A 14,598-nucleotide genomic window follows, 5' to 3' on the forward strand; every position below is an offset into this window, starting at 1 on the left:
ATAAAAATAGACAAACTCGATTTTCATCGAGTTTGTCTACAGTCTGAAAGCCTCCCATTTCCAGGGAGGCTTTTACATTCGGACTATTTTTCTAACATGTTAAATACTTGCTCAACATCTTTGTCTCCCCTGCCTGATAAATTAACGATGAGTATATCTTCCCTTGTTAACTCTTTAGCTAGCTTCATGGCGTGAGCCAGGGCATGTGAGCTTTCGAGAGCTGGAATGATTCCCTCTGTTTTGGATAATACCTGAAAAGCCTCCAGCGCTTCTTCCCCTTTTACCGTCACATACTCCGCTCGTCCGCTATCTTTCAAAAAACTATGCTCGGGTCCCACGCTTGGGTAATCCAAACCGGCGGCTATGGAAAATGTCGGTTTTGGTTCCCCTTGCTCATCCACTAACGTCAAACTTTTGAATCCGTGCAATACTGCCGGGACACCTTGCGAAATACTTGGGGCTTCAATTGGCTCTACACCAATTAAACGGACATTTTCTTCATCGAGATAATGAGCAAAAGCACCGATCGCATTACTTCCCCCTCCTGCACAGGCAATGATGGCTGTGGGCAGTTTCCCTTCCTTTTCAAGGATCTGGCGCTTCGATTCTTCACTTATGATTGATTGGAAATGCTTAACGATCGTTGGATATGGGTGTGGCCCCACTGCTGAACCAAGTAAGTAAAAAGTATTTTCATAGTTTTGCACCAAGTCATTCAATGCCTCATCAACAGCATCCTTCAATCGACCCTGTCCCTTTTCGACCGCTACGACTTTTGCCCCCAGCAATTCCATCCGAAAGACATTCAATGCCTGCCTCTCCGTATCCAGCTTACCCATATAGATCACACACTCCATGCCAAACATCGCACATGCTGTCGCAGTCGCCACACCATGCTGTCCTGCTCCTGTTTCTGCGATGATGCGTTTAGCACCCCTTCGTTTAGCAAGCAGGATTTGTCCGATCGCATTATTAATTTTATGAGCACCTGTATGATTCAGATCTTCACGCTTCAAGTATATTTTTGCCCCGCCAACCTTTTCCGTTAAATTCTTTGCAAGTGTTAACGGGTTTTCGCGTCCGACATATTCTTTCAGATAATATCGGAACTCCTCAATGAATTCCGGATCATCCTTATATTTCAGGAATTCCGTTTCTAAAATATCCATAACTTCCTGAAGTTCACCCGGTATAAAGCTTCCACCGAACTCACCAAAGTATCCCTTGCTCTTGATCTCACTCGTCATACTCTTCTCTACTCCTTTAAAAAGGTATTTTTCTCCACTAGTATATAGTAAGCATTTACACTTTTTCAAACTATTCTGTTTATTCAGCCAAAAAGAAGCGTCCCACATCAATGGGACACTCCTTCTCTCTTATACTTCCAATAAATGCGAGCCGTCAAAGAAAAACAAGTAACGGCCGGTTACCTTCTTATTCATTATCCCTTCAACAGCCCTCGTATAAAGCTGAAGCTGCATCTGGTATCGATCGGCAAGAATCCCTTTAGCCCCCTCGTACCCGTTTGCAAAACGGCCGGTGATCGTATCCGTTTTATAGTCGAGAAGCACAAGACCTTGTTCATCCTCAAAGATACAATCAATCACACCTTGGATAAGGACTTCTTCATCTCCAGCTGTCCAATCGCTGTAAGCTTCCTTTGCAGGCAGCGACATCGTAAATGGCACTTCACGGCGAATGCTTTTGGCCCTCTGAATTCTTTGCCCGATTTCACTATCGAAGAAATCGACGATCGTCTCAGGATCCACAGCTTCTTTCTGTTCCTCCGTCAACAGCTCACGTTGAATCAGATCAATGATCAGTTGCTGAATCGATTGAATGGTAATCTCTTTAGATAGATCAATATGCTGCATGACTAAATGTGTAATCGTACCCCTTTCAGCAGGAGTAAGTGACTTTTCTTGCATGAAAGTCGGCCGCTTCGTGATAGGCCGCTTAAATTTACGCAACAGCTCTGTGGAGCTTTGTTCGTCCTTGAGTTCATATTGACGTTTTAATTCAGAAACGGATTGCTTGGAACGAAACACCGTCGCCTCATGCTCGGGATACTCCCATTCCAACTGTTCCTTGATATCATCATAAAACTCGGAAACGATGCCGACCTTCTCCGATTTCTGGACATGTTCAAGCATTTGCTCTTGAACCAGTGCCTCTTCCTCATCCAGAACAGCAAGCTCTTCACTCGGAATGACGGAAATGGACCAATTCGATGGATGCGACTCCATTTCCAAGCCAAGACCTGCAGCACCAAGAGAATCCCGATGTCGGACAAGGGATGGACCAATCCAATCAAGATAACTTTTTGCACCTGCCCGTACATAGTCCTTCAATAGCCAATCTCCATGTGCCGCATTACTTTCCCAGTTCTGCTGCGTTTTTTCTGCATCATTGATACTGGCAATCAAATAAAGCTTTTCCTTAGCCCTTGTTAGCGCCACGTAGAGGACACGCATCTCCTCGGCAATTAATTCAAGCTGCTTTTTTTTCTTAAAAGCCAATTGAGGGAGGGATGGATAAGTTATCCGTAATTCGGAATTCACATACTTTGCCGCAAAGCCATAATCTTTATCCAGTAAATAGGACTTTCGTAAATCCATCATATTGAATTGCTTGGACAGACCGGCAATGAACACGATCGGGAACTCAAGCCCCTTTGACGAGTGAATCGTCATCAGCCGGACTACATCTTCCTGTTCCCCTAAAGCCCGAGCTGCCCCTAAATCATCTCCACGTTCTTGCATCCTTTCTATGAACCGCAAGAAACGGAACAGACCGCGGAAAGAACTTGCTTCATATTGCCTTGCCCTGTCATACAGCGCTCGTAAATTGGCCTGACGCTGTTTGCCGCCCGGCATCCCACCTGCAAAATCATAAAACTGCGTTTCGCGGTATAGGAGCCAGATCAGATCTGATAATGCCTCCTGCCTGGCAATCTTCCGCCACTTCACTAGATTTTTATAAAATGCAGAGGCTTTTTCATAAAGCCCCGGATGTTCCTCAGGGTCACTCTTTCTGTAAAAATCAGCTAGTGCTTCGTAATAGCTTCCTGTATGGAATAAACGCACCTTTGACATCTCTTCTTCATCCAACCCGACGATAGGTGAACGGAGAACGGAAGCCAATGGGATATCCTGTTGCGGATTATCAATCACCTTCAATAAGGAAATCATGATGGCCACTTCGGTCGCTTCAAAATACCCTGTGGACAAATTGGCATAGACTGGAATTCCCTGCTTTTTAAATTCCTCCATGATTTGCGGTGCCCATGGCATCGAACGAAGTAGAATGACCATGTCCCGATAAGTGGCAGATCGGTACCTTTTGGTTTTCGTATCATATATCCGATGCTTTTCGCTTATAGCCTTTTTAATGAGCTTGGCCATCTGCCTTGCTTCGAGCTGCGCTTTTTCAAGCTCCTCGGCCTCAAATCCGCCATCATACCCTTCCACTTCCAAATGAGCTTCAGGATCGGCTGCTCCATCAATTAAATGAAGTTCGATCGGGTTTGGATCGTCTTCGGGATATGGGGCACCTTTTTTCAATTGGGCATCTTCATCATAATCAATCTCACCGACTGTAATGCCCATCAACTGTTGAAACAAGAAATTGGTCCCATCAAGAACTTCCTTTCGGCTCCGGAAATTGCGGTTTAAATCAATTTTCAGTCCGGAATCAACACCGTCATGGGTAAATCGTGTGTATTTTCCAAGGAAGAGATTCGGTTCTGCAAGCCTGAACCGGTAAATGGACTGCTTGACATCGCCTACCATGAAAAGATTCCCATCATATTCTCCATCAGCCGTCACCAGTTTTAAGATCGATTCCTGAACCAGGTTCGTGTCCTGGTATTCATCCACTAGTACCTCTTTGAACTGGTTCCTGTATTCGATGGCTGCCGCTGAAGGTTTTCGTTCACCATCCATCGTTTCCCCTGTCAAAATTTGAAGACAATAATGTTCCAAATCGGCGAAATCCACCAAGTTCTTTTCTGCTTTTGCAGCAAAGAATCTTTCGTCAAACCGTTTAACAAGCATTACAAGTGTATCGACATAACCCTTAAGCTCCCTTATATCCCGCAGGTAGCTTTCCGGTTTCCGGGAAAATAACTCTTCCTGTAACGATTTGATGATCTTCTTGGCCTTATCCCGGTACTTGGTAGCCTCATCAGCAACTTCCTTGATAAAATCTGCACCGGTAAGGCGTTTTGCCGTCCCGAATTTCACGTTTTGGATTTCCTCATAAAGTGCATTCCAGGATTGGTCCTTCACTTCCGAAAGTTTAGCAACCAGTGCAAGATCGGCTATATAGTTCTCAGCCCTTGGAGCCGGCCCCCCAGGGGTTTTTGTCAACGCAAGCGAGCGTTCCAATAAATCCCTGGCCGTGTCCAATTGTAAACCAATATCGAACTTCAATGAATCGATAAACGAAAGATCATCGATCCCATCATCATCTGCCAGCTCATACATGCTGGCGGCACCATCGAGCCATCGGTCCGGGTTTGGATTCGATTGCGAAAAATCATGCAGCGACCGAACGATATTCTGAAGTGCATCATCATTTCGATCACTTGTGAAAGCATCGACCAAATTAAAGAACTCTTCGTTATCACTTTGGCCATACTGCTCCTCGAAAAGCTCTTCCATCACTTCATCACGGAGCAGCTGGATCTCCGTTGAATCTGCAATCCGGAAGCCCGGGTCGATATCCGTAAGATAATAATACTTCCTGATCACCTCTAGACAAAACGAATGGAGTGTGGAAATCGAAGCACGATTAATCAAGCTCAACTGCTTACGTAAATGCTGTGAATGCGGATTATCATTGATCGCTTTTTCTAATGCCTCACTTACCCGATGGCGCATTTCGGCAGCCGAGGCATTGGTGAATGTAACCACGAGCAGTTCATCAACATCGATTGGATCTTCTTCTGAAATGACTTTTTGAATGATCCGATTGACCAGTACCGCTGTTTTCCCTGAACCCGCAGCGGCCGCAACCAGGATGTCCTGATCTTTAGCCCATATTGCCTTCCATTGATCTTCCGTCCAAGTCACGTCTCCTGGCAGAGCAGGAATTTTCGTTTTACTCATCGCTCTCCCCCTCTCCCCTTAATAGCTCAAGAACGTCATTTTGTTTCTTCTGTGCCAAATTCCTGAATTGGTTCTCCTCCAGTGACTGGTCGAATTGGCATACAGATTTAAAGGAACAGAAGGTACACGGCGTTTTTTCCTTTAATTTGTATGGAGTAATATCCACATCACCATCGACCATTCGATCACCAGCTTCCTGATAAATACGGCGCACATGATGATTCAGAAGCGAAAACTCTTCCCTGCTGGCAACTTTGGAAGCCGCCAGGAGCGATCCGTCCTTTTTAAATCCAGCTGGAATGATATCCGACTTACCCGAATTTTCAATATCAAGAGAGGTATCCATCAACTGAATGACATTTGAATGGTCCAGTACAAGTCCATTCATTTTAAAGCTTTTATAAATTTCTTCTTCAATTTTATCCAAACTGAGCATACCCTTTGATTTGACAACGGGATTATGCACATGAAAATACAAAACTCCGGCTGGAATCGCTTCTTTTCCAATCAGCGACTTGGAATGGGTGACGACGATATCTAGGTATGTCAACATTTGCAGCGCGAGTCCATAATATACTTCACTCATGTTCAGTTCCTTTTCACTCGACTTATAATCGAGCACACGCAAATAGACACCCTCATCTTCTTCCGCTTTATCCACTCGGTCGATCCGCCCGATCAATTCCATCTTCGTACCGTTTTTCAATGTGAAAGAAAGTGGCGGCAGCTCGCCATTTTTTCCGAATCCAAGTTCTAATCCGATCGGGGCAAAACCGCTCGCCTTTGCATGTTCACTTAATACGATCGAGGCACGTCCAATCACGTTTTCGAGTTTCCTGCGTAAATAGTGATGGCGGTTCGTACTTAACAAAATCTGATTTTGGAGTTTAGGAGCAAGTCTCTCCACAGCAATTCTGGCCAGCTCCAAGCATTGTTCCGGGGTCAATGTAGACCAAGGAATATCATGTTCCTTCAAGTAATCGGAAATCATTTTCAACGCTCCATGGAACATCTCGCCTATATCCGGGGCATCCAAACGGAAAATCTGCCGTTCCCTCAATTTCAAGCCATGAGCCGCATAATGGGAGAACGGGCAGCTATTGAACATTTCCATCCTGGATACACTCGTAAGAATGCTCTCACCGTATAATTGCTTACTTGTTTCCTCAGTTAATTTCTTTGTCCTATTTTGATAAAAAAGGCTCGATAAAACCTTAGTTGCTGAAGGACCGGCCATTTCATCGTCAATAATGGCATTATATACATCCCACCATAGTGAATGGATTGGATAGTTCCTTTTCTTCAGCTGCAATTGGGCAGCCAGGTACGAAAGGGCCACATCATGATTCGCTGCATATTTCACCTGTTCCTCTGCAGGCAGATCGGACGGATCGTTCATATAATACACATCGGAAACGTTAGGCAATACGTCCCTTACCCGTTTCAAATAGGATGAAGGTAAAAGCGCCTTCCCTTCCTCATCGGCAAGCGGATATGATAAATAAAGGGCCTCGGCAGGCGTAGTGAATGCTTTGTACGCTGTGAACTCCTCATCCAGCAGGCGCACTTTCGAACTTGGGGCAACATCAAGTCCACCAGCCAGCAGCACATCACGATCACTATCTGAAAATATCCCGTCAGATACAGCTTTTCCCGGCAGAACCCCTTCGTTCAAACCGATAACAAAAGCTGTCTTCACATCATCCAGGCGGGATAAATCTAGATTAGCGACTAATACTTGGTCAATTGCCGGCGGTACCAAAGAAAATTCAAGAGACTCCAGACCAGCTTCAATGATTACCGCAAACTGTTTCATGGAAAGCTCTTCCCCGCTCAGTAGTTCAACGAATTGGTCCAATAGGTCGACAACCGCATTCCATGTTTGCTCATGCTCTCTTGCCGATACCAAATCACCTGCTTCTTCTGCCTCCAGTTTCAGCTTTTCCAATTTTTCCGGTATATGCAATTCTTCAAGATATAGATAAAGGGCTTCACACAATTCCCTGCCATTAGCAGCCTTTTTAGCCCGTTTTGATAGCTTCAAGATGGGCTCGGTAAATAATTGCTTCATTTCATTCAACTCTTGCTCAAGCATCATTTCCTTATCCGTTTGGTTCCGGTCCTCGAGTTCCAGACCGCGGAATCGCCGGTAGGTCCAACGATCTTTGGACGTCCACCCGCTTCCTTTAATGCCGCGTGCCAGCACATAGTTTTCCAGCTTATCTACCTGTTCACGCATCCGATCGTGGTTTTTTTGCAGCGGAAATAGAAGCTCCGTCTTGATTGCACGAAATACCGGTTCATAACGCCAATAGCCATTGATGATCTCCAAAGTCGAACGAATCAGTTCAATCAGAGGATGATTCAGCATCGTCCGCTTGGAATCGACGAACAAGGGAATTTGATAATCCCGAAAAACGGTTTGTAAAATATCTGCGTATGCTTCCCCGTTACGGACTAAAATCGCAATATCACGGAAACGGTGCTGTTTCTGTCTGACCAGCGACAAGATATCCCGGGCAACTCCTTCAATCTCAGCTCTGCGGTTAACTGCCTGGGCGATCGTTACATCAGGTGACTGCTCAAACGTTCGTGCAGGACGAATGGAAAAATAAGTTTCCAGATGATTCAGCCCCGGACTCTTTCCAAACCTTTCCGATCTTTTTAAGATTCGATCTTCTGAAATCGGTATGCCATTCCTCAATCCAGCCTGATATAGGTGATGATAAAGGTTTCCCGTTTGCCTGAACAATTGCAAATCATCCGGAGCATATTGCCTGTAGGGCTGATCTAACGTCAGCGAGATCGTTACACTCCTGCACAGCTTCATCATTTCTTCAACAATCAATAATTCCTGTGGAGTCAAGCTATAAAAACCATCGATATATATATCCGCATTCCTTATATATGAAGACTCTGACATTTTTTCGATCAGCAAAGTGAAATAATCTTCGGAGTCTAAATATTTATTGACCATTTCATCCTCAAAAGCCTGATAGACCAATTCAAGATCATGCAGTTTATCCTGAATGCCGCTGCCGGCCTGTGAGGTTTCAGCCAAATAGTTTTGAATGTCATCAGGTTGGATGCAATACTGCTTGAACTCAGCCAGCATTAGCTCCATCTGTGCAATGAACCCCTGCTTATCAGCAGATCGACTGAACATCTTTAACTCTTCCTTTTTATCATCCATGATCTTCCGTATCAGCATATTAACGCCAACACTGTCCAGATGCAGCCGGCTCATCCCCCCGGTTTCCTGAAGAACGCGCCAAGCAAGCCTGCTAAAACTGAAAACCTGTGTCCGGATCATTCCGGCAAGGCCTGGTGTTTTAATTAATTTATATTCAGATAGAAACGTCATCTGATCAGGAACGAGGTAGATAATTGGACTTCCTTCGGGATCTTCTGCCAATTTAGAGCGGATTTCGTCCAATATATTCGAAGTTTTCCCTGTACCCGATCTTCCCAGTAAAAAACGGAGTGACATCTCTTTTCCCCCTTACAACATAATATCTAGATCCATCATACCAGAAATACTTTCGTCTTTATGACTAGGTTTCTGTTTCCAATTAGATTTACCTTCTATTATTTTACCGTTTCCCTTAAAAAAACACCAATCGTACGTTCGCGTTTTCCCCCAAAAGAAAAAGCCCGCATCATACTCGGGCTTCACAATCACTCACCTGTAAACTTAAAATTGAAATCATTGACCGGCCAATATCGAACATCCACTTTACCGACAACATTTTCTACCGGTATATAACCAAAGTGACGGCTGTCAGCACTTTCAAGACGATTATCACCCATGACAAAAAGCTTGCCCTCCGGAACTTTGGTCACATCCGTCAATTCTTTTAATGTAAAATCACCTGTAAAATCCTGTCCTGGGAAACCTTCCTTGAATTTCTCAAGATAAGGCTCATCCACTTTCTCACCATTTACGTATAGCCAATCATCTTTATAACGAATACGGTCACCTGCAACCCCTATAACCCGCTTAACATAATCTTCTTGTGAATTCGCATGAAAAACAATAATGTCAAAACGGTTTATATCATGAATCTGGTAATTGATTTTATTCACGACAAGTTTATTTCCATCTTCAAGGGTCGGCTGCATCGACTTTCCTTCAACATCATAGCTTGAAAAGAGAAATGTACGGATTAAGATGTAAATAACAAAAGCTATCATCGCTGGTTTTATCCAATCGGATAAAGAATTCTTGTTTGTTTTTTCCATCTAGTTCAACCCCTACTGCATTTATATATTAATTTATTGCCCTTCTTCTCTCTTCATGCTTTTATTTAACCGGACTTCCAGTCTTTTCCCCACATACCATAGGATAAAGATGACGATTCCGATAATGATCGTTCGCACAGGTTTATGAATCAATGATACTAAATCGTAACCTACGAAACTGATCGTAAAAATCATCACCGCCTTCCCTCCAACTACTGCAAGTCCATATTGCAGGGTACTGACTTTTGATAGTCCTGCCACGATATTAACGATAGCCGATGGTGTAAAAGGGAAGCAGAGCAATATGAACAAAGGACCGAATCCATGGCTCTCAACCCAAACCATCAACCTCTGCACCTGTTTATGCTTTTGCAAAAATCGGAAAAACCTCATTTGACCATATCTTCTAATAATCCAAAAGATCAAAAAGGACCCCGCTACCGCACCAATCCAAGAAAATAAAAACCCCCACCAGAGACCAAATGCCGTTGCATTGGCGAGCACGAACACCACTAAGGGCAAAAAAGGCAAAAAAGCTTCCAGCATCGGCAGTAAGATCCCGGGAATTGGACCGAATGAGCGATATTGCTGAATAAGCGCCGATATATGATCAAGTGTAAACCACTCACGTATAGTATCCAAATCCATAATTATCTCCCTCGACATGCTGCCATCAAAGCAGCATAAACTTATTAAAAACCGTTTATTTTAGATATATCACTTTCCCCCGAAATTGCAAGAATTATTATCCATATATCTTCATACTTTCCCTATCTCCGGAAAACATAATCTTGTTAACGAATATTTCTAGATTTATCAAAACTGCTTGCATAACCACTGAAAATACATTAGGATAAAATCGGAACAAACGTTCTTATTATTACGGAAGATACATATTAGTATTAAAAACGCGCTATTTAGAAAGGGGCGGTCATGATGACCCGCATTCCAGAAGGTGACCGAAATATGATTGAAAAAGCCATCTACCTCCCTATGGTTATTACAGTCTTAAACCGGGATCTCAAGGTCATCGAAATTAGTCCGTTTAAATTAAAAAGGCCCTATTCGGAGCTAGTCGAACATATTTTAAAAGTGGTTCAAGACGAACTTGCCGAGGTACGGCGCTATTTGCGCAAAGAGAATATTAAGGTTAGTGAAATCAAACGCGATGAATCCTTCACGATGTATTGTTTTTTATATAAAGGATATGAGGAACATCATAATTATTTCAATCCCCGCCTTCGCAACAAAACCGAAGACTTGCTATGTTATTACTTTTTCGAAAAAAAACCCTCAAGGGATTAACGGGTTACAAGGGAGCCTTCCGGAAGGATACAAATTCCCTTGGACGTAAAAAGGATGACCATAAAAAAGCACCGCATCTTTCCTGGCCTAAAGGTAAGGGAGTCTTTCATGATCAAGATCGATTACTTTTCGATCAAGGCATAACCTATGTAATCAAGTGCATACTGAATATCCTAACAATTTTAGTTTTAAGATTCCTTAAATGAATGTTAATTACATGCTCCATGACAAAGGTTGGAGTGGCACCCGTTATGATTGACTCATCATATTGAAGAAAAGGATAGGAAAACAGTCAGCTTCGACAAATCGATGTAAAAGTAACCAATATCATAATCCGCCGCAGAATGTAACACGTATCCCCATGATTTGCCCTGATCGATTGCCATCAACCAAACCCTGCATCGAATGAATGGAAATTCCTTTAGGACGATGGGACGCTTAAAAAGCCCATGCTATAGGATCAAGCTCTATCATGTCGGATGAAATGTCTGCCATGGATTTCAGATTTCAGATAGGTAATATCTTCTTCTGAAAATACCTTTTACATTTAACTGCGTTACTTCAAGTTCCCTAGTTATGGCAGCCTTCATTAAAAGTTTGCTGTATGCATAGCATCGCCTTCGTTCTTGATGATTAAACGGCAGAATGTCGAAGCTGCCTGGTATGGTATACTATCCTCTTCCCTATTATAGGAACCGAGGACTGCCATAGCCGCTTCTCCTCTTCTTGTTACACAAGCCGTTTGCACTTACTGCTTACTGAATTAAGGCAACAGTTTCGACGAAAATGTCCTTAACGATTAAAAGGCTGGCCCGTTTGTTCATTATTAAGCGACATTTTAATTTCCATTCATCTATTATAACTATACGTATAAACTATCATTTTAGTGTCAGTACAACGTTATTGAGGAAGATGTTAATTGCATATCCATACCTAGTATTATCTACTAGTAACAACCTCTTTATATTAAATGTATAAAGCAAAAAGAACTTCCAGAAAAACAAAATCATTTGTGAAATACTGAACAAAAGATACATCATCGGTGTCTATTATATTATGTATTATGGAGCCAATCATTAAGGAAACTTATACTCATCCCTAATTTCTTATAATAACCATGCAATATTTTATTTGCATGGTTTAATTTGTAGCCAAAAGGGTTCCTATCTAAATTTTAAAACAAAGTTGGTTGGAACGAAAGGTGCAAACGCGCCGAGGAGGCTCACGGACCGCCCGTGGAAAGCGAGTGCCTGGGGGGTAATCAACGTTTAAATTGTACAAATCCTAAAAAAAACAGTAACAATCTCTTTAACAAAATATTTTGTTGGTAATCCTAACTTTCTACGCAGCCTGCTCCTTGAATATATGCCAACTTCACACTCTTTTCTGAGAGAAATATATTTTTTATTGATCGATTCTTTAAAATAATGGCTTTACATTTTAATTCAAGAGTTAATCATAAATACCCAGGATCATTTTCCCTAACCATAAGCCAGGTGATCTTTTCCTTTTTTTACCACAAATGAAAATCGTGTCCATATTCCCATTTTTCCGGTTACACATGGTAAATTATTAACTGGAGGGGAAAAATGAAGAAAATAAATATTCTACTGGTGGCTGTTCTTGTTTTGTCTTTATTCACTGGACTTAAAACAACCGAGGCAGCCTCAAATGTAAAGGTACATTTCATCAACGTTGGACAAGGAGATTCAATCCTGATACAAACCGGTAATGAAAACGTTTTAATCGATGGCGGCGGTAAAGGAAAGGGCGACGAGGTTGTTGCCTACCTAAAAAACAAAAGGTAAAAACACTTACTGCATTAGTTTCCACTCACCCAGATGGGGATCATGTTGGCGGTCTTGCTCATGTGATTAAATCGCTTAATGTAAAATCTGTGTATGCCCCTAAAGTTTCACATACTACCCAGGCATACAAAGACTTTTTAACGGCTGTTAAGAAGAAGACGCTTACAATAAAAAAAGCGAAGACGGGAGTGGAAATCAACACTAAAGCAAAGGATAATTCCCTTAAATTCATTGCACCTGTTAAGGACTATGCTAAGTCTGACTTAAATAATTGGAGTGCTGTCCTGTTGCTTAAACACGGCAAAAAAACATTCTTGTTTACAGGTGATGCCGAAGAAAAAGCAGAGAAAGATATGCTGGCTAAAAAACTGGTACCAAGTGTGGATGTACTTAAAGTAGGCCATCATGGTGCAAAAACATCGACAAGTTCAGCTTTCATTAACAAAACAAAACCGAAATATGCTGTAATCAGTGTAGGGAAAAATGGCTATGGGCACCCTACTTCCACTGTTATAAAACGGTTGAATTCAGTGAAAGCCAACACTTATCGCACAGATAAATCAGGTAACATTATTTTTACTTCTACAGGTCAGAAAATTACTGTAAAGACGGTGAAATAATTGGTACAAGGAATTATTGATCGCTTCGAAGGAAAGATCGCTGTCGTTGAAATCAATGGTGGTGACATGAAGGATTTCCCTAAAAGTGCTCTTCCCAAGGGGGCAAAAGTAGGAGATATGCTGATTATCGATGGTGATACCATCAACATTTCCAAAGAAGGAACTGAAAAATTAAGAAAAGAAATTGACGATTTAATGGATGAATTATTCGAAGATTGATTCCAGGGCCCTTCTTTAATAAGAAGGGCTTGCTTTAAATTTGAATATTCCCGTTTGCATTCTTCTCTGATTTTTCCCCTGAACCCCCTCTTATCGCTGTATATACTTTGAGATTACCTCTGAAGCCTTGATTCCATTAGCATCAGTGAACAGATAAAAGGATTTCCTCTTTGTTTCCTCAATCCTCTGGATCAATTTCGTTTTTAAAAAAGAGGTCCGGTGCAGCTGGTTTTCGAAAGAGCTGCATGACACTGCTATATCGATGGTTTGTCTATTCCTGAATGTGATGGTTGTATGTTTGGAATCCAGGCGCTCATAGGATACCACATGCTCATGTGATAACCAGATGCATTGAGGACGTAACGGAGATGTAGTTGGAAAGAAGAATATCGAACTGGTCGGATCAATCGCGATAGGTGCTTTATGTGTGATGTTTATGAGCTGTTTCGTGCCTTGCTTGCGTCCTTCATAACTTGATCCGAAGAACTCGCAGCTTTTCTTTATTATTTCCATAGGTTTAAACGGCGAGATGAACTCGTCCTCCATTTCAACGATACGGGCATATATTTTACTGCCGTAATTAATTGGCGCAACCATTAGTGTATGTGGCGTGATTTCATATTCCTCGATGATTCCCTGATTGTTTTGATTCATTTTTAATCCACCTCTTCCTCATTGCTAAACATCGCTATCACTTTCCAAAGCTTATATTCTTAATTGCTTGTACCCTTCCATTCCTGTCCAAGAAGAGTGAAGGGGGATAGTAAATGTATGTTAAATTACTCACTATAATAGCATAACCCTTAAACATTAAAAGCGAGTTCACAAAAAATTTAAAATTCTTTTATATAATGGCTTTTTCGTCACCTAAACGACACATTCTCTATCGTAATTTAAATTTTTTAAATTTTCAGTTGATTTTATCCACTCAAATCCATATAATAATAAAAAGGGTCAGGGGTGGTAACTTTGAAAAATGAAAAATCTTATTCAGAGTCAGTGAAGTCCTTATCAATGAGCGAAATGAAAAACGATGCCGTGGTTCAGGAAATGTTAATTGATATGATTATCCAGGAAGCCGTCCTTACTACCAAAAAGAATCTCCTTGCAAAACAGATCGATGATGCCTTGGATATGAAAAACAAACCTTTATTCTTAAAACTAAGTTCTGAAATGAACGTTTTACTAAAACAATTTGGAAATTAACATTCATGATCAAAAAAGCCTCCCATAATGTCGGGAGGCTTCAGTTTGTAGACAAAAGGGGTTCGGAATTAAAAAATTCTGAACCCC

At 41.9% G+C, this 14,598-nt stretch carries 9 protein-coding genes and 1 pseudogene; 4 read left to right on the forward strand and 6 right to left on the reverse strand.

The window, feature by feature from the left end; all coding sequences use genetic code 11:
* Positions 1-83 precede the first annotated feature (83 nt).
* The 5 genes from trpB to ADA55_RS05075 form a co-directional block, all read right to left on the reverse strand.
* Complete coding sequence (gene trpB, locus ADA55_RS05055; RefSeq protein ID WP_048680038.1) at positions 84-1,247, reverse strand: tryptophan synthase subunit beta; 1,164 nt, start codon at positions 1,245-1,247, stop codon at positions 84-86.
* 129 nt (positions 1,248-1,376) lie between these two features.
* On the reverse strand, positions 1,377-5,111 hold the full coding sequence (gene addA, locus ADA55_RS05060) for a helicase-exonuclease AddAB subunit AddA (protein ID WP_048680041.1): 3,735 nt from the start codon (positions 5,109-5,111) through the stop codon (positions 1,377-1,379).
* Entirely contained in the window at positions 5,104-8,601 is a 3,498-nt protein-coding gene (gene addB, locus ADA55_RS05065) for a helicase-exonuclease AddAB subunit AddB (protein ID WP_048680045.1), read from the reverse strand. The genes addA and addB overlap by 8 nt, the downstream gene beginning before the upstream one ends.
* A 188-nt stretch (positions 8,602-8,789) precedes the next feature.
* Positions 8,790-9,353 (reverse strand): signal peptidase I, encoded by a 564-nt coding sequence (gene lepB / locus ADA55_RS05070; protein ID WP_048680048.1) that lies wholly within the window; start codon positions 9,351-9,353, stop codon positions 8,790-8,792.
* 33 nt (positions 9,354-9,386) lie between these two features.
* The gene (locus ADA55_RS05075; RefSeq protein ID WP_048680052.1) at positions 9,387-10,001 is read right to left on the reverse strand and encodes a TVP38/TMEM64 family protein; all 615 of its coding nucleotides are present in this window, start codon (positions 9,999-10,001) and stop codon (positions 9,387-9,389) included.
* Between the two features lie 288 nt (positions 10,002-10,289).
* On the opposite strand from ADA55_RS05075, the gene ADA55_RS05080 reads away from it, so the two are divergent.
* From ADA55_RS05080 to ADA55_RS05095, 3 genes and pseudogenes are all read left to right on the forward strand, one after another.
* Positions 10,290-10,658 (forward strand): hypothetical protein, encoded by a 369-nt coding sequence (locus ADA55_RS05080; RefSeq protein WP_034314629.1) that lies wholly within the window; start codon positions 10,290-10,292, stop codon positions 10,656-10,658.
* Positions 10,659-12,247: 1,589 nt separating this feature from the next.
* Positions 12,248-13,086, forward strand: a pseudogene (locus ADA55_RS05090) (ComEC/Rec2 family competence protein).
* Positions 13,087-13,305 carry a DUF3006 domain-containing protein gene (locus ADA55_RS05095; RefSeq protein ID WP_048680061.1) on the forward strand — a complete coding sequence of 73 codons (219 nt, stop codon included), beginning with the start codon at positions 13,087-13,089 and terminating at the stop codon, positions 13,303-13,305.
* Positions 13,306-13,395: 90 nt separating this feature from the next.
* Here the strand turns inward: ADA55_RS05095 and ADA55_RS05100 are convergent, their stop codons facing one another.
* Positions 13,396-13,959 (reverse strand): competence protein ComK, encoded by a 564-nt coding sequence (locus ADA55_RS05100; protein ID WP_048680065.1) that lies wholly within the window; start codon positions 13,957-13,959, stop codon positions 13,396-13,398.
* A gap of 315 nt (positions 13,960-14,274) precedes the next feature.
* Here ADA55_RS05100 and ADA55_RS05105 point away from each other — a divergent pair, with 315 nt between their 5' ends.
* Positions 14,275-14,511 carry an IDEAL domain-containing protein gene (locus ADA55_RS05105; protein ID WP_048680068.1) on the forward strand — a complete coding sequence of 79 codons (237 nt, stop codon included), beginning with the start codon at positions 14,275-14,277 and terminating at the stop codon, positions 14,509-14,511.
* Positions 14,512-14,598: the final 87 nt, after the last annotated feature.

This window comes from Bacillus sp. 220_BSPC (assembly GCF_001054655.1).
GTDB classification, from domain to species: domain Bacteria; phylum Bacillota; class Bacilli; order Bacillales; family DSM-1321; genus Peribacillus; species Peribacillus frigoritolerans.

What these genes read in the sequence shown, in the direction of transcription:
- trpB (WP_048680038.1), bottom strand. Translation starts at nt 1,247, where the DNA reads ATGACGAGTGAGATCAAGAGCAAGGGATACTTTGGTGAGTTCGGTGGA.
- addA (WP_048680041.1), bottom strand. Translation starts at nt 5,111, where the DNA reads ATGAGTAAAACGAAAATTCCTGCTCTGCCAGGAGACGTGACTTGGACG.
- addB (WP_048680045.1), bottom strand. Translation starts at nt 8,601, where the DNA reads ATGTCACTCCGTTTTTTACTGGGAAGATCGGGTACAGGGAAAACTTCG.
- lepB (WP_048680048.1), bottom strand. Translation starts at nt 9,353, where the DNA reads ATGGAAAAAACAAACAAGAATTCTTTATCCGATTGGATAAAACCAGCG.
- ADA55_RS05075 (WP_048680052.1), bottom strand. Translation starts at nt 10,001, where the DNA reads ATGGATTTGGATACTATACGTGAGTGGTTTACACTTGATCATATATCG.
- ADA55_RS05080 (WP_034314629.1), top strand. Translation starts at nt 10,290, where the DNA reads ATGACCCGCATTCCAGAAGGTGACCGAAATATGATTGAAAAAGCCATC.
- ADA55_RS05100 (WP_048680065.1), bottom strand. Translation starts at nt 13,959, where the DNA reads ATGAATCAAAACAATCAGGGAATCATCGAGGAATATGAAATCACGCCA.